This window comes from Methylobacterium sp. Leaf99, assembly GCF_001422375.1.
Lineage (GTDB): Bacteria > Pseudomonadota > Alphaproteobacteria > Rhizobiales > Beijerinckiaceae > Methylobacterium.
Window position 1 is genome coordinate 63601 of record NZ_LMMU01000009.1, and the last position, 17493, is coordinate 81093.

Consider the following 17493-nt stretch of genomic DNA (forward strand, 5'->3'; position numbering starts at 1 on the left):
GGCCTGGGGACGGAGAACGGAATGGCGGACGGATTCGAGCTCATCCCGGTCATCGACCTGCGCCACGGGCAGGTGGTGCGGGCGCGGGCCGGGGAGCGCGCCACCTATGCCCCGATCGTGACGCCGTTGGCAAAGGGATCGTCGCCGGCCGACGTGGCGCGCGGGCTGCTCGGCGCCGTGCGGGCGAGCCTTCTCTACGTCGCCGACCTCGACGCCATCATGGACGGCGCCCCGCCGGATCGAACGAGCCTGGCGGCGATCCGCGCCGCCTGCCCGGAGGTGCGGCTCTGGGTCGATGCCGGGTTTTCGGACAGCCCCGGGGTGGAGGTGTTCCTGGCATCGAACCTCGGGCGGCCGGTCATCGGCAGCGAGAGCCAGGCGGATGCTGGCCTCGTGCGCGGGCTCGGCGACCGGGCGGTGTTCTCCCTCGACACGCGGGGATCGGAGCGCCTCGGACCGGAGGCCCTGCACGACGAGCCGGCGCACTGGCCGCGCGACGTGATCGTGATGACCCTGGGGCGGGTCGGGGCCGGGGCCGGGCCGGACCTCGACCGCCTGCGTGCCCTGAGGGCCGCGAGCCCGGCGACGCGCCTCTACGCGGCGGGGGGCGTGCGCGGACCGGCGGACGTGGCGGCCCTGGCGGCGATGGGCGTCGCCGGCGCCCTCGTCGCCTCCGCGATCCACGACGGCGCGTTCGTGGCGTGAGCCAAAAAGAATGGGGCGGCCGAAGCCGCCCCACATCAGTAGTTCATCGTCCGAGGAAGATGGATGCCAGTCGCTGGATCAGGCCCCGCGGTGCGGGCGGAGGCTCACTCTGCCCAGGACTGCCCCCAATCTAAGCGTTCGACGCGAAGGGGTGCGAGGCCGAGTTGCGCTGCTCGGTGGCCTGAGCGGCGGTGGGCTCGCCCTTGACGGCGCGCTGGATGGAGAGCTTGACGGCGTCGTAGTTGTACTTCTGGATCTTGGCGTCGTCGGCCGCTTCCCAGTGGATGAACACGCCGACCAGGATGAACAGGTCGTCGGCCTCATCGGCGGGGATGATGCCCTCGGCGACGGCGTCCTGCACGGCCTTGGCAACGCCGTACTGGGCGGGGCCGAACATCTGGACGGCCTGACGGGCGTCGTTGATGGTGACCTTGTTGAACATCAGGGTGTTCGGCTTGCAGGGCAGGTTCGGCGCGATGACCGCGAGCAGGCTGGTGAAGCCGTGCTTGTTGTTCACGAGGCCGTTGCAGAAAGCCGTCTCGGCCGGCGAACCGCGCGGTCCGATGATGAGATCGATGTGGGCGACCTCGTTGCCATCGCCGACGAGAGCTTCGCCGACCAGAACCTTGTTGATCTTCGCCATGTGGGGTTTCTCCCAGGAGTCTTGAAAAGACGTGACCGCCCTCGAAGGGGAGCGCGGCCGAAAGCTATCCTTGTTCACGGCGTCCAGCCCCCGAAAGGGCGGACCGGTTAGCCCGGATCGCGGCGCGGACCCTACTCTGGGCGTTTGCCCGGAACAACCCTGCGCGCCGTGCGGTTTTCGCCAATTTATTTGACTTCGGGCGGAACAAATTCTGTCGATGGTGAATCCGACGACCGCTCCGGGCCGGGGACGCACCGCGCGGGTCCGGCGAGGAGCCGATCGAGGAACAGGGTCGCGACGGTGAAGTCGGCGCTGGTGCCGGGGTTGAGGCCGGCCGCCTTCCAGGCCCGGTCCTTCGCCAGCAGGGCGTCCACGGGCCGGGTCGCGAGGTCGAGGCCGAGGAGGGCGGCGGCCTCGTCGCGCAGGGCCTCGGCGCGGGGGCGCCCGTGCTTGCGCGCCACGTGGCTGTCGGGCACCCGCGCCAGGTAGGCGAGGAACACGGCCGTGGTGGTCCAGGGCTCCGACAGGCCCGTGCGGCGGGCGGCGGCGAGGGCCGGCAGGCCGATGTCGAAGAGATCGGCGAACCCGCCGACATAGGCGCGGGCGATGGCGTCGCGGGGGGCCGCCTCCGCCATGGCCGCGCGGAGTGAGGGGGGCGCGTCCGGCCCGGTCACGTCGTGGCGGACGGCCGTGCCGAGGCCGCCGGGATTCGCCAGCCGGATCGCGGCGTAGACCTCCGCCGCGTCGTCTCCGTCGAAGCCGCCGAGGATCGCGTCCAGGGCGGCGCGCAGGGGGCCATCCGCCTCGGCCGCCCGCGCCAGGGGCGCGCACAGGAGCAGGATTCCGAGATTGGTGTTCTGGCCCACCGCCGCCAGGGTCGCCGCCATGGCGGCGCGGACCCGTGCCCCGACCCGCGCGCCCGTCCGGGCTAGGTGCGGGGCGGAGACCTCGGCGCTGGTGACGAAATCGACCGTGGCCATGCGGTGGCCGTCGGCGAAGGCGTGGACGTTGCCGGGCTTGAGGGCGTCGAGTTCGGCCAGACAGCTCGCCCGGTAGGCCGCGCCGATGGCCGTGAGGCCGGACGTCCCGAGTTCGCGCATCCCGGGTTCGGTCATCCGAGCGCCGAGACGAGGCGCGGGGGCCGGGCCGCCCGCACGGCGGCGAGGAAGCCGCGCGCCACGGCGAGGGCGATGTCGACCTCCGTAACCTTCTGCAGGCCCGACCACGCCGGCATGGAATTGACCTCGAGGACCAGGAAGCCGCCCTGCCCGTCCTCGACGAGGTCGACGCCGGTGTAGTCGACGCCCACCGCCGCCGCCGCCGCTTCGGCGAGTTCGGCCGCCGCCGGCGGCATCGCCCAGGGCAGCGGCCGGCCCCCGCGATGGACGTTGGTGATCCAGCCGTCGCCCTCGCGGATCATGCCGGCGATGGCGCGGCCCTCGCAGACGAAGACCCGGTAGTCGCGCCACAGGCCGTCGCTGCGGGCGACGTAGCGCTGGAGGTAGTAGACCCGGGAGACGGCGTCCTCGTCCGGCAGGTCGTCGGGGGTCTCGATGAGCTGGAGCCCCTCCCCCTGCGAGCCGAACAGGGGTTTCAGCACCAGGGGCCGGCCGGGGCCGGCCTCGCGGGCCACGATCGCCGCCGCCGCCGCGCGCTTCGAACACACGAAGGTGCCGGGGGTCGGCAGGCCGGCCCGGTCGATGAGCAGGCTCGTCATCGCCTTGTCGACGGAGCGCTCGATGGCCGTCGGCGAGTTCCACACGGTGGTGCCGGAGGCGACCAGGGCGTGGAGCACGCCGAGGCGCAGGGTGGTGGCCTCGAAGGTGCCGCCCGCCACGGTGCGCAGGAGCACCCCGTCCGGCAGGGCGTCGGCAAAGCCCGGCACCCGCAGGGGCTCGCGCCCGCCCGTCTCGATGGCGACGTCGGCCAGGGAGAACAGCACCGGCTCCGCGCCGAGGTGCTCGAGGGCGGCCTTCAGGCGCGCCTTGTGCCAGTTGCCATTGTCGGCCGCGAGCCCGATCCGCATTGCATTGTTCTCACACGATGTCCGGATTGATCCGGCGGGGCCGTCGCGCAGTTCCCTCGCCCCGCCTGCGGGGAGAGGGCCGTGCCGACCTTGTCGTCGGCACGGCGAGGCGGCAGCCGAGGGTGAGGGGGCGTCGTGGAAGGAGCCTCGTCTGGAGGCACCCCCTCACCCTCGCTTCGGCTGGCGCCTTCGCTGGCCGCATGGACGGCAGGGTCCATGCGGCCCTCTCCCCGCCCGGCGGGGAGAGGGGGCAGGCGCCCTGCCCCCGTGATCCCCGTCAGCTGAACGAGGCTTCCACCAGCTCCGGCATCAGCCGCCCACCGCGAAAACTCTTGCCCGTGGTGACGGAGGTGACGATGACCTCGGCCGGGCTGAACAGGGCCCCGTCGATCTTGTAGAAGTCGCCGTTCACCCGGCCGAAGATGTCGGCGAAGGGCGCGCCGTGGTCGGCCGAGGTGGTCGACGGCAGCTGCTCGGCGAGTTGGCGGGCGTCGGCCTCGTCGGCCTCGACGTAGAGATGCACCCGGCCGCCGTAGATGATGGCGTCGTTGGTGCGGCCCATGGCCTGGATGAAGTCCGGGTGCTGGGGCGAGAGCGGCGCCGACCCGAGGCCGTCGACGATCTTGTGCAGGTCGAACCCGACGGTGTGGGCCTTGTGGAGGGCCACTTCGAGGACGCGGGCGACGACCTGGGTCGCACCGGCGAGGCTCTGGGTCGGCGCGTAGATGAAGGTCAGGTGCTCAGGGGACAGGCCCGTGGCCTCGGCCACCTTGGCGATCACCGAGGCCGGCGGGCCGCCGGCCGCCTCCAGCACCAGGGCGGTCTGGGTGGCGGTGTCGCGGTAGCCGAGCTCGGCGTAGAGGTCTTCCACCACGGCGACGGCCCGGCCGGGCCCGGAGCCGAGGGCGAAGAAGCCGGAATCCCCGGTCTCGTCGGCGAGCGACCAGCCGGCATACTGGCTGCCGAGGCAGGCGATCACCGGATCGGACGAATGCACCACCACGGAGTAGGGCCAGGCCGCCACGGGGCCGGAGGGGGCGATGGTGACGGTGCCGAGGCCGCCGAGGCAGATCTCGGCGATGCGCCGGCCGGCCTCGATGGAGCCGCGCACGGAGGCGCCGGCATCGACCATGCGGGCGCCGTCCTGCGTGGTCACGGCGAGACGCAGCACGTCGGCATCGGCGACGAGGCGCTCGACCAGGGGGGCGGTGAGGGCGTTGACGCTCGGATAGGGGCTTTTGGGCGCCGTCGGACGCGTGGTCATGGGTGTTCCTCCGTCAGATCGAGCAGGGTCCGCAGGTGGGCGGCCCGGCCTCGCAACATCTCTCTCGTGGCGGCCGAGTCCGGCCCCGTTGCGAACAGGGTGCACAGGGGCGCGTCGCGCGCCACCGGGCTGCCGGATCTTGGGCGGTCGCGAACGAAAGCCGGCCAGTCGATCGGCGGCATCGGCGCGTAGCCGGTGGCCGCGTAGCAGATTTCCGTGGCCGCCGCATCCACCGGCGCGGCTTCCACAACGGGGAGGCGGCCGAGGCTCGCCGCGATGTGCTGCGCCAGCAGCGGCGTCGGGCGCCGGTCGAGGATGTCGAGGGTGGCGCCGGGGCGCGGGTTGATCTCGGTCAGCCACCACTCCTCGCCCGAAACCAGGATGTCGGCGCTGGCGAGGCCGCGCAGGCCGGTCTCAATGACGAGGCGTTCGACGGCGTCGGCGATCCGTCCGACCATGCGCGGGGCGAGGGCCTGGGGCTCGTGGCGCGCACGCGCGACGGCACCGGCGTAGCGGAACGGGCGCAGGGGCGAGGGCGCGCTCCATTGCTCCGTGAGGCCGACGAGGGCGATGGTCTTCCCATCCGCCAGGAACGCGAGGGCGTGGGCCCGGCCCGGCACGCGGGCCTGGAAGTAGGCGCCCGGCGGCGCCGGTCCGACTGTTGCCGCGCGGATGTGGGTGCCGCCCGAGCCGCCGGCCCGCTTCAGGAGCCAGCCGGCCCAGTCGGGCACGGGGTCGCGGGTGACGGCGGGGTGGGGCACGCCGAGGCGGGCGCAGAGGCCGGCGAAGCCGAGGGGGTCCTTGAGGCGTGCGACGGTGCCGGGGGCGGCGCCGAGGACATGGTACCGCGCCGCGAGGGCCGCCATGAGGTCGGGCGCGCCCTCGAAGCCGCTGCCGAGGACGAGCCCCAGCGGCGGCCGGCCGGCCGAAGCCGCCAGGGCGTCGAGGTCGGCGAGCACGCCTTCCCCGCCGAGGCGCCCGTCACCGAAGCGGCCCGAGGCGGGGCGGTGGTGCTCGGCGAGGTCGAGGGTGTCGGCGTCGCCGAAGAGGTCGAGGACGAGGGGACGCAAGCCCGCCCGCCGCGCCGCCTGGGCGAGGGCACGGCCGGACTGGGCGGCGATGAGGAGGGTGTCGCCGCCCGCCAATCCGTCAGGTTCGGACAGGGGGTGGGCCTCGCCGGCCGGCGTCCGTCCGGTCCCTCAGCCCGCCACCTCGACGGCCACCGTGTAGGCATCGCGAAAATCGAGGCAGAGGGGCTCCTTGGCCTCGAGCATGCGGCGGAACAGGCGCGACTGGGTCTGGTACTTCACGTTGCCCACCGCGAGCGCGCCGATGCCGACGCCCTTGCCCACCGGAAGGGGCACGTCGACGGCGTTGACGTCGATGCCGGCGATGCCGGCCGGGGGCACGGCGTTGACGTCGGAGGCGACGAGGAGGTTCGGCGCGGATTCGAGATCTTCCGCCGTGAGGATCGAAACGCCGGCCGGGCCGGCCGACAGGATCACGTCGGCGTTGGCGATGGCCGCGCGCCGGGCCTCCACGGTGGAGCCGTCCACGGACCCGACCTCGACGCCGAAGCGCCAGCGCATGGTGTGGGCGATCTTGCTGACCCGCTCCTCGCCGTCATGGCCGACGATGGTGGTCTCGGCGCCGTTGAGGGCTCCGATCACCGCCGCCACGTAGGCGACGACGCCGGCCCCGCCGAAGATGACGATGCGCTTGCCGGCGAGCTCGGTGTCGAACTTCGCCTTCAGGGCGCGGGTCACCTCGGCGACCATGGCGGCACCGGTGGTGAACGAGCCGGCTGGGTCGGCGAAGATGTGGTTGGCGAACGGCGGCACCAGGGCCTTCTTCGCCCGGTCGACCATGTCGAGGGCCTCCTCGGCGTTCTTGCCGGCGATGAAGATGCCCGTGCGCGTCCCGTCCTGGGGCGAGCGGGAGAAGATCGAATCCTGCACCAGGGACGTGACGTCGGGCAGGCTCGCGCCGGTGTAGGTCGCGATGGTCTCGAACCCGGCATCGACGGCCATGTTCACGTCGAACGGGCTCATGTGTTTGAGGGGCGTGATCATGTGCAGGATCGAGCGGGCCATGGCGGGTTTCCCTCCGTGCGGTCGCGGTCAGTTCTAGGAGACTTGCCCCGATCGTGCGCCGGGGTGATGAAATGTCAAAGCCGGTGGTCGTCGGCCCGATCGAGGGCAGGTCGATAGCCTGTGCCGCCTTTGCGTCGTCTTAAAGCGGCGTCACCGCGGCGCCGGTGTTGCGTCCGCGCGCGATGAGGAAGCGCAACGGGCCGGGCCGCTCCAGGGATGCGACCAGCCTCCGCGCCGCATCGTCCGACGGCACCAGGGCGAAGCCCGTCGGCCCCCAGGAGCTCTGCCCATAGCCGGCGATCCCCTGCGCGGCGATGGCGGCCAGCGCCTCGGCCACGGCGGGGCTGGCGTAGCGCCCGCCCTGATGGGGCGCGAAATGATCGCCGATGAGGCGCTGGATCCGGGTGATCCCGGCGCCGAATCCCTCGGGCTCGGCGGTGGCGGCGGCGGGCAGCACCTGCATCAGGACGATGCGGCAGATCTCGGCGGCCTGGGCCTCGGGGAAGCGCGGCAGCTCGCGAAAGGCCTCGGTCTCGCGGGTGCCGTGGACGCCGGTCATGCCGGTGTCGAGGATGAGGACGACGCGCCACGCCTCCGGGTAGGCCAGCCGCGCGATGACGGGGGGCGGGTTGCCGAGGCCGTCGCGTCCCCCGTCGACGATGAGCCCCCCTTGGGTGAAGGCCGCGAGGCCGACGCCGGAGCGGTTGCCCCGGTCGAGGGCATCGGCGAAGGCCTCCGGCGCGAACGGGCGGCCCGCCAGGCGGGCCAGGGCCGCGGCGACGGCGAGCGCCAGCTGCGTCCCCGAGCCGAAGCCCGCATGGGCCGGCATCGTCTCCGCGATGTCGATGGCGGCGTGGCCGTCGATTCCGAGGTGCCCGGCCGCCGCCAGGGCGTAGCCATGGGCGCGCTTCGCTTCCGGTCCCGTCACCGTCAGGCCGGGTGCGGCGCGCGCCGTGAGGGTGATGGCGGGGGTGTCGAGGGCGAGGCCGAGGCTGCCGAAGCGCCGTCCGAGGCCGCCATGGAGGTCGAGGAAGCCGAAATGCAGGCGGCCCGGTGCGTGCACCCGCACGCCGGCCGCCCCGGATTCGTCCCCTGCCCCCTCCGGGATCTGCGTCACGTCGATCCCTCTCATCGTCACGGCCGCATCGCGCGGACCGGTTCATCGCATCGCTGCGGAGCGGATTGCCCGGCAGCGGGCTTCTCCCATAGAGCGCGGACGCCTCGCAAGCGTCGCGAACGCATCCGTCCTCCGGGGCGCACCACGCGGGGGCCGCCCGAACGTCCGTCGCGATGGCGAGACGAAAAATTTCCAACCGCAATCGGTCGGGCATCGGCCCCGGGACTTGCTTGGGGGGCGGCCCCGATGCAAACGTGCCGCCCGATCGTTCTGGACTGGCTCAGTCCCGCCGTGCGCGACGCCCGTTTTGTGGCGTGCGCCGGGCTCTCGATTTTCCAAGGTGCAAAGTATGGCGGCCTGGGTGAAGGGTGGTGCGACGGATGCGGACGCGGCGGTGGATGCCGCCGCGACGCTCCTCGCCGCGGCGCGGACGCCGATCGTGGCGGGGCTCTGCGCCGAACTGAGCGCCGTGCGGGCGGCCTATCACCTCGCCGACGCCATTGGCGCCTCCGTCGATCCCGTGGCGGGGCCGAACCTCTACGCCGAACTCGGTGTTTTGAGCCGGACGGGCGCGATGCTCACCACGCCGGCCGAGACCACGGGCCGGGCGGACGCGGTCCTCATCGTCGGCAACGCGCCGTGGGAGCGGCCCATCGTCCAGGAGATCGCCGAGTCCGCGCCGACCCGGGGCCGCGCCGCCGGGGCCGAGCGCACCCTCCTGTCGCTCGGCGGCCCGCGCAACGGCGCCACCCGGCACGTGGCCTATCCGGCGGAAGCCGGCGGCCTCGCCGTCTCCGTCGCGCACCTGCGCGCCTACCTGAAGGGCCATCTCGCCGGCGAGACCGCCTATGGCGACCTCGCCCGGCGTCTCGCCGCCGCCCAGTACGGCGTCGTGCTGTACGACGCCGCCGAACTCGGCGAACTCGGCGTCGAGATGCTCCAGGGCATGGTCAAGGACCTCAACGAGGTCACGCGCTTCTTCACGCTTCCCGTCTCCGATCCGTATCAGGGCCGCGCCCTGCTCCAGCTCGCCGCCTGGACCACCGGTCAGGCGCCCCGCGTCGGCTTCGGCCGCCACGTGCCCGAGCACGACCCCTGGCGTTTCGACAGCGCCCGCCAGATCGCCGCCGGCGAGGCCGATGCCGTCCTGTGGCTCGCCTCCCTCCCCGCCCCCCGGCCGGACTGGCTCGGCACCCTGCCGAGCATCGCCATCGTCGGCGAGGGCAGTCCCGAGGCCACGGGCGACGCCGCCGAGATCGTCATCGCCGTCGGCGTGCCGGGCGAGAGTGCGGGCGGCAGCCTGTGGAACGACCGGCGGGCCACCATCACGTACGCGCCGCCGACCGGGCAGCCGGCCGAGCTGACGGCCGCCGGCGTGCTCGCTGCCATCCAGGACCGCCTCGTGCAGAAGAAGGCCGCCTCATGCTGATCCGCATCCAGGGGGGACGGGTCGTCGACCCGACGGCCGGGCGCGACGCCGTCGGCGACGTCTGGATCGAGAACGGCCGGGTCGTCGCCGCCTCCGAGCGCGCCCCCGACCAGACCATCGACGCCACGGGCTGCGTGGTGATGGCGGGCGGCGTCGAGGTCCACTCGCACATCGCCGGCGGCAACGTGGTGATGAGCCGCCTGCTCCTGCCCGAGCTCTACGCCAGCGAGGCGGCGCCCGAGGGCCATCCGTTCGCCCATGCCGGCGGGTCGGCCGCCTGGATCGGCGCGAACTACGCCCGGATGGGCTACACCATCGCCGTCGAGCCGGCGATGCCGCCGGCCAACGCCCTCTCGACCCAGCTCGAACTCGCCGACATCCCGCTGCTCGACCGCGGTGCCCTGACGGTGATGGGCAACGACGACCACCTGCTCCAGCTCCTGCGCCAGCGCGAGGGCAAGGCGGCGGTGCGCGACCTCGTCGCCCTCGCGGTCGCCACCTCGCGGGGCCTCGGCGTCAAGTGCATCAACGCGGGTGGCGCCTCGGCCTTCAAGGACGGGATGCTCAAGCTCAGCCTCGACGAGGAAATCCCCGTCTACGGCCTGACCACCCGCAAGATCATGACGGCCCTGCTCGACGCGGTGGAGGAAATCGGCGTGCCGCATCCGCTGCACGTCCATTGCAACAACCTCGGCATTCCGGGCGCCGACGAGTCCTTCGTCGACACCCTGGAGGCGGCCGAAGGCCGGCGCATCCACTTCGCCCACGCCCAGTTCTACGCCTACGGCGTCACCGATCCGGAGAACCCGGCCACCGGCGGCTTCCGCTCGGCGGCCGAGCGCATCACGGAGGCGATGGAGAAGCACCCCAACGCCACCTTCGACGTCGGCCAGGTCGCCTTCGGCCAGACGGTGACCATTTCGCTGGACATCCTGCGCCAGTTCGCCGGCCGCAAGGGCGCCAATCCGAAGAAGTGGATCCTGACCGCCGGCGACGCGGAAGGCGGCGGCGTCGTGCCGTTCCTGTACAAGCCACGCGGTGCCGTCAGCTCCCTGCAATGGGCCATCGGCCTCGAGCTCATGCTGCTGTCCAAGGAGCCGGAGCGCACGATCCTGACGACGGACCACCCCAATGGCGGTCCGTTCACGGATTACCCGCACATCATCCACCTGCTGATGGACAAGGAGAAGCGCGACCGCGAGATCGCCGGCCTCCACAAGGTCATCGGCGAGCGCTCGGGCCTGTGCGCCATCGAGCGCGAGTACAGCTTTTCCGAGATCGCGCAGCTCACCCGCTCGGGGCCGGCGAAGCTCCTGGGCCTTACGGACCGCGGCCACCTGCGCGAGGGTGCGCGGGCCGACGTCGCCATCTACCGCGACGACCGGGACCGCACCGCCATGTTCGCCCGGGCGAAACGCGTGCTCAAGGACGGCGTCACCATCGTCGAGGACGGCGAGGTCGTGGCCTGGACCTCCGGGCGCACCCTCGAACTTGACGTCGAGTCCGACAAGGCCATGGTCGCCCGCTCCGAGACCTACCTGCAGGACCGGTTCGGCGCGGGCCTGAACTCGTTCGCGGTGCCGGACGAGGCCTTCCCGAAGGCGGACGTGTTCGAGGAGGTCGCATGTCTGGCTTGAAGGCGGTGCGTTGCGTGAGGACCGGTGGCTGACATGACGGAACTCACCCTCAACGGAATCCCGGTGATCGACACCTTCGCCGAAGCGTTCGACGTCGCCGGCACGGCGATCATCATCACCAACGACACGGCGAAGTGGGCGATGATCGCCGCCGTCACCATGACGGGGTTCGCGACCTCGGTGATCGGCTGCGGCGCCGAGGCCGGCATCGATTGCGAATTGTCGCCCGAGGAAACCCCGGACGGGCGCCCGGGCGTGCGGGTCCTGCTGTTCGGCTTCGAGCCCAACGGCCTCAAGGACCAGCTGCTCAAGCGCGTCGGCCAGTGCATCCTCACCTGCCCCGGCACCGCCTGCTACGCCGGTGTCGACGGGCCGACGAAGATCAAGCTCGGCGGCGCCATCCGCTACTTCGGCGACGGGTTCGCCGTGGCGAAGCGCCTGCCCGACCCGATCACCGGCAAGTCGCGCCGCTACTGGCGCATCCCGGTCATGGACGGCGAGTTCCTGTGCGAGGACTTCGTCCGCGCCGTGGACGGGGCGGTGGGCGGCGGCAACCTGCTGTTCCTCGGCCGCAACCACGCCGAGACCCTGAAGGTCGCCGAGATCGCCGTCGACGCCGCCCGCACGATCTCGGGCGCGATCCTGCCCTTCCCCGGCGGCATCGTCCGCTCGGGCTCGAAGGTCGGCGCGCGCACCAAGGGCATGATGGCGTCGACCAACGATGCCTATTGCCCGACCCTCAAGGGCCGGGCCGGGACCGAATTGTCGGCCGATGTCGGCGTGGTGCTGGAGATCGTCATCGACGCCCTGACCTCGCACGGCGTCGCCGAATCCATGCGCGCGGCCCTGCATGCGGCGACGGAAGCGGGGGCCGCGCACGGCCTCGTCGCCGTCACCGCCGGCAATTACGGCGGCAATCTCGGCCGCCACCATTATCACCTGAAGGACCTGCTCTCGAAGGAGCCGGCGAGCGAGGCTGGAGCGGCATGAGCACCCTCACCCTGCGCCAGGAGCCGCCGGAGCGGCTCGATTTCCTCCACGTCACCCCGCTCTCCCTCAGCCGCCTCAGCGAGGCCGAGGCGGCGCGACTTCCCGTGGGCACCAGCCGCCGGGGCCTGACCCTGGGCGACTGCTTCACCATCGCCCTCGACAAGTCTGAGGATCTCGTCATCGAGGGCGGCTCGTCGCGCCTCGACCGGGTCGGGGCCTCCCTCGACGGCGGCAGCATCCGCGTCGTCGGCGATGTCGGCCAGCGCCTCGGCGCCGGCATGAAGAACGGCAGCGTCACGGTTACCGGCTCGGCCGGCCCGTTCGCGGGCTCCGGCGCCACCGGCGGCACCATCACCATCGCGGGCGACGCCGGCGATCACGCCGGCGGTGCGGTCTACGCCGCCAAGGCCGGCCTCGACGGCGCCACCCTGGTGATCAAGGGCACGGCCGGCGACCACCTCGGCGACCGCATGCGCCGCGGTCTCATCCTCGTCGGCACGGCCGGGGCGCACGCGGGATCGCGGATGATCGCCGGCACCATCGCGGCCGGGTCGCTCGGCGACCATCCGGGCTTCGGCATGCGCCGCGGTACCATCCTGGCCAGCGCGACGGGAGCCCTCACCCCGAGCTTCGTCGAGACCGGCACCCACGACCTCGTGTTCCTGCGCCTCCTGGCCCGGTCCCTCCGGCCCCTGAGCCCCGCCCATGCCGACCTCGCCGCCGGGGCGCTCACCCGCTACTCAGGCGACCTCGCCACCCTCGGCAAGGGTGAATTGTGGGTGTCGGCGGCCTGACCGGCCGCCGCTTCGCCATCAGGCGGCGTCCCGGACCAGCGGCGTGATGCGATCGACGGTATCGCCGAGGGCGCGCCTGGCCGTCTCGACGTCGAAGGCGGTCTGGAGGTTGAGCCAGACCCGCGGATCGAGTTCGAAGTAGCGCCCGAGCCGCAAGGCCGTATCGGCCGTGATCCCGATCTCTTCGCGGGCGATCCGTTCGATCCGGGTTCGCGGTACGCCACAGGCCTTGGCGATGGCGTAGGCCGTCAGGTTCAGCGGCACCATGAACTCCTCCCGCAGCACCTCCCCGGGGTGCAGCGGCGGCAGGACGATGGGCGAGTCCGTCTCGGCTTCCAGGTTCGTCTCGGCTTCCAGGTTCGTCCGGTTCGGCATGACGCGCTCCTCTAACGCTCAGTGATAGTCCACGATCTCCACATCCTCGGGACCGGCCTCGGTCCATCGGAAGCAGATGCGATACTGATCGTTGATCCAGATCGCGTGCTGCCCCGCTCGATCCCGGCCGAGGGGATGAAGCCGGTTGCCGGGGGGAACCTTCAGCGCCTCGAGGGAGGTCGCGGCGTTCAAGAACCCCAGCTTCCGCCGTGCCGTCTTCAGGATCGCGTTGGGAAGGGCACGCGGCTGCCGCCCTTCCGCGACATCGCGCGTCCTCCGATCCGCGAAACTCCGAATCATCGCGATCTCCGACCAATGAGGAATAGTATCACTGGATGATACGTTCCGTCAAATGAGCGGACATCCGGTTCATCGTGACGATGTGAACCGGACAGGCTGATGCGCACTTCTCCCGGACGCTTGCACAAAGCTCCCAATCCGATGAGTTTGGCCTGCCCTGCTCCGGCATCGAGATGTCGAAGCGTGCCGCTCTTAAGCCCCACACAGGTCCGGCCGATGCTCATCCTGCTCTCGATCTGCCTTCTCTCCGAGCCGACCCAGTGCCGGGAGGACAAGATCGATCTCTCGTTCGAGGCGCGCGGCCCCACCGTGTGCCTGCGCAATTCCCAGAGCGCCCTCGCCAAGTGGCAGGCCGAGCATCCCGAATGGCACGTCGCCCGCTGGCGCTGCGCCGTGCGGGGCTCCGTCCCGCGCGATCTGTGATCGCGTCTGGAGCAGACCCGTCCTTGCACTTGCGAACATTGGCTTCTTGCGCCTAGACATCCGTCCCATGACGCGATGACCTGTGGGTCTTCTGTGACTCATGGGAGGAAGTGGCAGGACGTGGCCGGACAATGCGCTCGCTGAAGGTTCGGTTCGCCCTGCTCCTCGGCAGCACCGCCCTGCTCGTGGTCCTGGCGGCCCTCGGCGTGCTCGGCTCGATCGGGGCCGCCGAGCGGACCATCGACCGGACGCTGGCGGCCCAGGGGCGCCTCGAACTCCTCGTCGAGCTGTCGGGCCGCATGACCCAGTACGGCCTCGCCGCCCTGGAGGCGGTGAGCAACCCCGACGCGCAGCCGGAGGGCCTGTCGATCGCCCGCACCAACGTCGACCGCGCCCTGGTCGCCGTGGACGAGGCCCTCGGTCACAGCATCGTGGCCAGCGACGACCCCCTCGACCGGACGCAGTACGCCGCCCGCGCGCGACCCATGGCGCAGCTTCGCTCGGCCCGCGCCATCCTCGACCGGCAGGTCGCCCAGGTCCTGCGCCGCTCCGAGGACGAGCAGCGCCGGAGCGCCATCCGGGGCGCCCTCAACGGCTTCGGCGCCATGACCGGACAGCCGCTCTCGTTCCTCATCGAGGTCGAGCGCCGCTCGATGATCGCCGGATCGGACGCCGCGCGCGACCTGTCCGCGACCCTGCGGGTGGCCTCCCTGGCGGCCGTGGCGGCGGCGCTCGCCATCGTGTTCGGGCTCTACCGGGCGGTGACGCGGCCGACGCTCGCCCGCATCGAGTCCATGCGTCAGGCGGCGAGCGCCGTCGGCCGGGGCGAGCTCGACACCCGCCTCTCCGTGGCGACGCGGGACGAGCTCGGCCTGCTGGTCGCGAACTTCAACCGCATGGCCGCGCGGCTCGCCCGGCGCGAGGGGCGGCTCGCCGCTGACCGGGCCGCCCTGGAGGATACGGTGGCGGCCCGCACCACGGACCTGCGCGCCGCCAACGCGCGCCTGGAGGCGGTGGACCGCTCGCGCCGGCGGTTCTTCGCCGACGTCAGCCACGAACTGCGCACGCCGCTCACCGTGATCCTCGGCGAATGCGACATCGCCGCCCGCTCGGCCGGGCGCCCCGGCACCGACTTCGCCCCGGTCTTCGCCACCATCCGCAAGCGCGCCCTGCGCCTCCAGCGCCGGGTCGAGGATCTGCTCCGGGTCGCGCGCTCGGAATCCGGCCAGATCGAACTCGACCGGCGGCCCGTCCGCGCCTCGCTCATCCTCATGGACGCCGTCGACGGCATGGCCTCGGAGGCGGCGCGCCGCCGCGTGAGCCTCGTCCTCAAGCCCATCGCCACCGACGCGACCGTGCTGGCCGACCGGGAATGGCTGCGCCAGGTCCTGGAGAGCCTCGTCGACAACGCCCTTCGGCACGCCGCCGGCCTGACCCGCGTCACCCTCGCCCTCGCGGTCGCTCCGGGCGGCCCCGCGACCGTCACCGTCACGGATGACGGGCCGGGCTTTCCGCAGACCGGCGAGGCCCTGTTCGAGCGCTTCCGCCGCGAGAGTCCGTCCGGCGAGACCGGGTTCGGCATCGGCTTGGCCCTGGCGCGCTGGGTCGTTGAGCGGCATGATGGCACGATCCGCCTGGGAGCCGGGCCTCGGGACCGGGGCGCGCAGGTCGTCCTCGCAATCCCCGCGACACTTCCCATTGCACCGGACGACGACGCGGCGTCGGCCTCCCATCGGATTGAGAAGGAAACCACGGCATGACCCGGGTCTTGATCGTCGAGGATGACAGCGACATCCGCGCCATGCTGGCGCGCGGCCTCGAGGCGGAGGGGTTCTCCGTCGGGGTCGCCGGCTGCGTCGACGACGCCCTCATCGCCGCGCGCGACTCGGCGCCGGAGGCCGTCGTCCTCGACATCACCCTGCCGGACGGCTCGGGCCACGACGTCTGCCGGTCCCTGCGGGAGGGCGGCTATCCCGGCCCGATCCTGTTCCTCTCCGCCCGCGACGAGGTCCGCGACCGCGCCGAGGGCCTGGCCCTCGGGGCCGACGACTACATCGTCAAGCCGTTCGTGTTCGACGAACTCCTCGCCCGCCTGCAGACGCACCTCCTGCGCCGCAAGGAATCCGACGAGCCCCGCACCATCGTCACGGCCGGCCGCCTCGTCCTCGATCTCAACATCCGCCAGGTCGGCTTCGCCGATGCGACGGCGCGCCTCACCCCGCGCGAGGCCGAGCTGCTGGCCCTGCTCATGGACAAGGCCAACCAGCCGGTGTCGCGCGGCGACATCTTCGACAAGCTCTGGGCCGGCCAGGGCGGCCTGTCGCTGAATGTCGTCGATGTTTACGTGGGTTACCTGCGCACCAAGCTGTCGGACTTCGTCCGTCTCGGCGGCCCGGTCATCGTCACCGTGCGCGGCCGCGGCTTCATGCTCGACCTCAAGGGCCAGGATTTCCGGCACTGAGGCCGAGCGAGCTTGAGCGCTTTCTGAGAGGATGGCGGGACGAACCGGCAATTTAGCGCTTGAAGTCGGCGGCGGAATTGTCGATATAGCTCCCGCGACAGAAACCACTGCGCCGTCAGTGTCTTACGATCTTCTTAAGGTGGATCGGGGCGCTGCTGTTCAAAAGAAACTCTGGAGAAACACCATGACCTGGGCTGCCCCCGTCGTTTCCGAGATCTGCGTTGGCATGGAAGTCACGAGCTACGAGTCGGCCGAGATCGACACCTTCAACTGAGGTTGTCGGAGCGAGCCTGAGGAGCGGGACGGCGTCGGTTCAACCATGCATGTCGTGATCCTCGGCTCCGCCGCGGGCGGCGGCCTTCCCCAGTGGAATTGCCGCTGCCCCATCTGCTCCCTCGCCCGCGAGGATTCCACCTGCGTCAGGCCGCGGACCCAGTCGAGCATCGCCGTCTCCCCCGATGGGGACCGTTGGCTCCTGGTGAACGCCTCCCCCGATATCCGCCAGCAGCTGTTCGACAATTCCGTGCTGCATCCGCGCGAGGGCCTGCGCCACTCGCCGATCCACGCGGTGCTGCTGACCAACGGCGACGTCGACCACGTCGCCGGCCTGCTGACCCTGCGCGAGGGCCAGCCCTTCACCCTCTACGGCACGGCCGGCATCCTCGACTCCGTCAACGCCAACCGGGTGTTCGACGTGATGGCCGAGGGCGTCGTCGCCCGCGAGCCCATCGGCCTCGACGCCGCGTTCGAGCCCGTTCCGGGGCTCAGGGTCACCCTGTTCTCCGTGCCCGGCAAAGTGCCCCTGTGGCTCGAGGGGAAGACCGTGGAGCTCGGCGCCGAGACCGAGACCACCGTCGGGGCGATGATCGAAGCGAACGGCCGTCGCCTCGCCTACATCCCCGGCTGCGCCCGCGTCACCGACCGGCTCAAGGGACAGATCGCCGGCGCCGATGCCCTGCTGTTCGACGGCACCGTGCTCCTCGACGACGACATGATCCGCGCCGGGGTCGGCACCAAGACCGGCTGGCGCATGGGCCACGTGCCGATGACCGGCGAGAACGGCTCCATCGCGGCCCTGGCCGACATCGAGATCGGCCGCCGCGTCTTCGTCCACATCAACAACACCAACCCGGTGCTGGTGGAGGATTCGCCCGAGCGCGCCGCCGTCGAGGCCGAGGGCTGGATCGTGGCCCATGACGGCCTGAGCTTGTCCCTCTGACCGCCTGCGGGGTTGCG

At 71.8% G+C, this 17493-nt stretch carries 19 protein-coding genes; 10 read left to right on the forward strand and 9 right to left on the reverse strand.

Going from position 1 to position 17493, the window contains the following annotated elements:
- The first annotated feature begins 21 nt into the window (after positions 1 to 21).
- Positions 22 to 705, forward strand: coding sequence for a HisA/HisF-related TIM barrel protein (locus ASF28_RS17055; RefSeq protein ID WP_056095343.1), 684 nt, complete (start codon positions 22 to 24; stop codon positions 703 to 705).
- A 130-nt stretch (positions 706 to 835) separates the two neighbouring features.
- On the opposite strand, the gene fae is transcribed toward ASF28_RS17055, so the two are convergent.
- From fae to ASF28_RS17090, 7 genes are all read right to left on the reverse strand, one after another.
- Complete coding sequence (fae, locus tag ASF28_RS17060) at positions 836 to 1348, reverse strand: formaldehyde-activating enzyme (protein WP_027173662.1); 513 nt, start codon at positions 1346 to 1348, stop codon at positions 836 to 838.
- A gap of 185 nt (positions 1349 to 1533) precedes the next feature.
- The gene (locus ASF28_RS17065) at positions 1534 to 2463 is read right to left on the reverse strand and encodes a triphosphoribosyl-dephospho-CoA synthase (RefSeq protein ID WP_244475065.1); all 930 of its coding nucleotides are present in this window, start codon (positions 2461 to 2463) and stop codon (positions 1534 to 1536) included.
- Positions 2460 to 3374 (reverse strand): ATP-grasp domain-containing protein, encoded by a 915-nt coding sequence (locus tag ASF28_RS17070; RefSeq protein ID WP_056095346.1) that lies wholly within the window; start codon positions 3372 to 3374, stop codon positions 2460 to 2462. The genes ASF28_RS17065 and ASF28_RS17070 overlap by 4 nt, the downstream gene beginning before the upstream one ends.
- 277 nt (positions 3375 to 3651) lie before the next feature.
- Entirely contained in the window at positions 3652 to 4638 is a 987-nt protein-coding gene (gene mch / locus ASF28_RS17075) for a methenyltetrahydromethanopterin cyclohydrolase (protein WP_056095349.1), read from the reverse strand.
- Positions 4635 to 5783: an ATP-grasp domain-containing protein gene (locus tag ASF28_RS17080; protein ID WP_200912690.1), complete on the reverse strand. Its 1149-nt coding sequence runs from the start codon at positions 5781 to 5783 to the stop codon at positions 4635 to 4637. Before ASF28_RS17080 ends, mch begins: the two co-directional genes overlap by 4 nt.
- 54 nt (positions 5784 to 5837) lie before the next feature.
- Positions 5838 to 6731, reverse strand: coding sequence for an NAD(P)-dependent methylenetetrahydromethanopterin dehydrogenase (locus tag ASF28_RS17085; protein ID WP_056095356.1), 894 nt, complete (start codon positions 6729 to 6731; stop codon positions 5838 to 5840).
- A 139-nt stretch (positions 6732 to 6870) separates the two neighbouring features.
- Complete coding sequence (locus tag ASF28_RS17090) at positions 6871 to 7863, reverse strand: beta-ribofuranosylaminobenzene 5'-phosphate synthase family protein (protein WP_056095359.1); 993 nt, start codon at positions 7861 to 7863, stop codon at positions 6871 to 6873.
- 334 nt (positions 7864 to 8197) lie between these two features.
- Here ASF28_RS17090 and ASF28_RS17095 point away from each other — a divergent pair, with 334 nt between their 5' ends.
- Genes ASF28_RS17095 through ASF28_RS17110 form a run of 4 tightly spaced genes read left to right on the forward strand, consistent with a single transcriptional unit; the run spans position 8198 to position 12698 of the window.
- A complete protein-coding gene (locus ASF28_RS17095; protein WP_056095361.1) occupies positions 8198 to 9277 on the forward strand; it encodes a hypothetical protein in 1080 nt (359 codons plus the stop codon).
- Positions 9271 to 10914 (forward strand): formylmethanofuran dehydrogenase subunit A, encoded by a 1644-nt coding sequence (locus ASF28_RS17100; protein WP_056095364.1) that lies wholly within the window; start codon positions 9271 to 9273, stop codon positions 10912 to 10914. The genes ASF28_RS17095 and ASF28_RS17100 overlap by 7 nt, the downstream gene beginning before the upstream one ends.
- Before the next feature lie 33 nt (positions 10915 to 10947).
- A complete protein-coding gene (fhcD, locus tag ASF28_RS17105) occupies positions 10948 to 11904 on the forward strand; it encodes a formylmethanofuran--tetrahydromethanopterin N-formyltransferase (protein WP_056095366.1) in 957 nt (318 codons plus the stop codon).
- Entirely contained in the window at positions 11901 to 12698 is a 798-nt protein-coding gene (locus ASF28_RS17110; protein ID WP_056095369.1) for a formylmethanofuran dehydrogenase subunit C, read from the forward strand. The genes fhcD and ASF28_RS17110 overlap by 4 nt, the downstream gene beginning before the upstream one ends.
- Before the next feature lie 18 nt (positions 12699 to 12716).
- On the opposite strand, the gene ASF28_RS23035 is transcribed toward ASF28_RS17110, so the two are convergent.
- Together ASF28_RS23035 and ASF28_RS23040 are read right to left on the reverse strand one after the other, a co-directional pair.
- Positions 12717 to 13073: a HigA family addiction module antitoxin gene (locus tag ASF28_RS23035; RefSeq protein WP_056095373.1), complete on the reverse strand. Its 357-nt coding sequence runs from the start codon at positions 13071 to 13073 to the stop codon at positions 12717 to 12719.
- 18 nt (positions 13074 to 13091) lie between these two features.
- Positions 13092 to 13373, reverse strand: coding sequence for a type II toxin-antitoxin system RelE/ParE family toxin (locus ASF28_RS23040; RefSeq protein WP_056095376.1), 282 nt, complete (start codon positions 13371 to 13373; stop codon positions 13092 to 13094).
- Positions 13374 to 13589: 216 nt separating this feature from the next.
- Between ASF28_RS23040 and ASF28_RS17125 the strand changes: the two genes are divergently transcribed.
- From ASF28_RS17125 to pqqB, 5 genes are all read left to right on the forward strand, one after another.
- Positions 13590 to 13796, forward strand: coding sequence for a hypothetical protein (locus tag ASF28_RS17125; protein ID WP_056095380.1), 207 nt, complete (start codon positions 13590 to 13592; stop codon positions 13794 to 13796).
- A 131-nt stretch (positions 13797 to 13927) separates the two neighbouring features.
- On the forward strand, positions 13928 to 15556 hold the full coding sequence (locus tag ASF28_RS17130; RefSeq protein WP_056095383.1) for a sensor histidine kinase: 1629 nt from the start codon (positions 13928 to 13930) through the stop codon (positions 15554 to 15556).
- Entirely contained in the window at positions 15553 to 16257 is a 705-nt protein-coding gene (locus ASF28_RS17135; RefSeq protein WP_056095386.1) for a response regulator transcription factor, read from the forward strand. The genes ASF28_RS17130 and ASF28_RS17135 overlap by 4 nt, the downstream gene beginning before the upstream one ends.
- Before the next feature lie 184 nt (positions 16258 to 16441).
- Entirely contained in the window at positions 16442 to 16531 is a 90-nt protein-coding gene (pqqA, locus tag ASF28_RS17140) for a pyrroloquinoline quinone precursor peptide PqqA (protein WP_018043604.1), read from the forward strand.
- A gap of 45 nt (positions 16532 to 16576) precedes the next feature.
- Complete coding sequence (pqqB, locus tag ASF28_RS17145) at positions 16577 to 17476, forward strand: pyrroloquinoline quinone biosynthesis protein PqqB (RefSeq protein WP_056095389.1); 900 nt, start codon at positions 16577 to 16579, stop codon at positions 17474 to 17476.
- Positions 17477 to 17493: the final 17 nt, after the last annotated feature.

Excerpts from the sequence above, each read along its gene's own strand:
- fhcD (WP_056095366.1), top strand. The coding sequence starts at position 10,948 with ATGACGGAACTCACCCTCAACGGAATCCCGGTGATCGACACCTTCGCC.
- fae (WP_027173662.1), bottom strand. The coding sequence starts at position 1,348 with ATGGCGAAGATCAACAAGGTTCTGGTCGGCGAAGCTCTCGTCGGCGAT.
- ASF28_RS23035 (WP_056095373.1), bottom strand. The coding sequence starts at position 13,073 with ATGCCGAACCGGACGAACCTGGAAGCCGAGACGAACCTGGAAGCCGAG.
- ASF28_RS17100 (WP_056095364.1), top strand. The coding sequence starts at position 9,271 with ATGCTGATCCGCATCCAGGGGGGACGGGTCGTCGACCCGACGGCCGGG.
- ASF28_RS17085 (WP_056095356.1), bottom strand. The coding sequence starts at position 6,731 with ATGGCCCGCTCGATCCTGCACATGATCACGCCCCTCAAACACATGAGC.
- ASF28_RS17110 (WP_056095369.1), top strand. The coding sequence starts at position 11,901 with ATGAGCACCCTCACCCTGCGCCAGGAGCCGCCGGAGCGGCTCGATTTC.
- pqqA (WP_018043604.1), top strand. The coding sequence starts at position 16,442 with ATGACCTGGGCTGCCCCCGTCGTTTCCGAGATCTGCGTTGGCATGGAA.
- ASF28_RS17065 (WP_244475065.1), bottom strand. The coding sequence starts at position 2,463 with ATGACCGAACCCGGGATGCGCGAACTCGGGACGTCCGGCCTCACGGCC.
- ASF28_RS17125 (WP_056095380.1), top strand. The coding sequence starts at position 13,590 with ATGCTCATCCTGCTCTCGATCTGCCTTCTCTCCGAGCCGACCCAGTGC.
- ASF28_RS17095 (WP_056095361.1), top strand. The coding sequence starts at position 8,198 with ATGGCGGCCTGGGTGAAGGGTGGTGCGACGGATGCGGACGCGGCGGTG.
- mch (WP_056095349.1), bottom strand. The coding sequence starts at position 4,638 with ATGACCACGCGTCCGACGGCGCCCAAAAGCCCCTATCCGAGCGTCAAC.
- ASF28_RS17055 (WP_056095343.1), top strand. The coding sequence starts at position 22 with ATGGCGGACGGATTCGAGCTCATCCCGGTCATCGACCTGCGCCACGGG.
- ASF28_RS17070 (WP_056095346.1), bottom strand. The coding sequence starts at position 3,374 with ATGCGGATCGGGCTCGCGGCCGACAATGGCAACTGGCACAAGGCGCGC.
- ASF28_RS17135 (WP_056095386.1), top strand. The coding sequence starts at position 15,553 with ATGACCCGGGTCTTGATCGTCGAGGATGACAGCGACATCCGCGCCATG.
- pqqB (WP_056095389.1), top strand. The coding sequence starts at position 16,577 with ATGCATGTCGTGATCCTCGGCTCCGCCGCGGGCGGCGGCCTTCCCCAG.
- ASF28_RS23040 (WP_056095376.1), bottom strand. The coding sequence starts at position 13,373 with ATGATTCGGAGTTTCGCGGATCGGAGGACGCGCGATGTCGCGGAAGGG.
- ASF28_RS17090 (WP_056095359.1), bottom strand. The coding sequence starts at position 7,863 with ATGAGAGGGATCGACGTGACGCAGATCCCGGAGGGGGCAGGGGACGAA.
- ASF28_RS17130 (WP_056095383.1), top strand. The coding sequence starts at position 13,928 with ATGCGCTCGCTGAAGGTTCGGTTCGCCCTGCTCCTCGGCAGCACCGCC.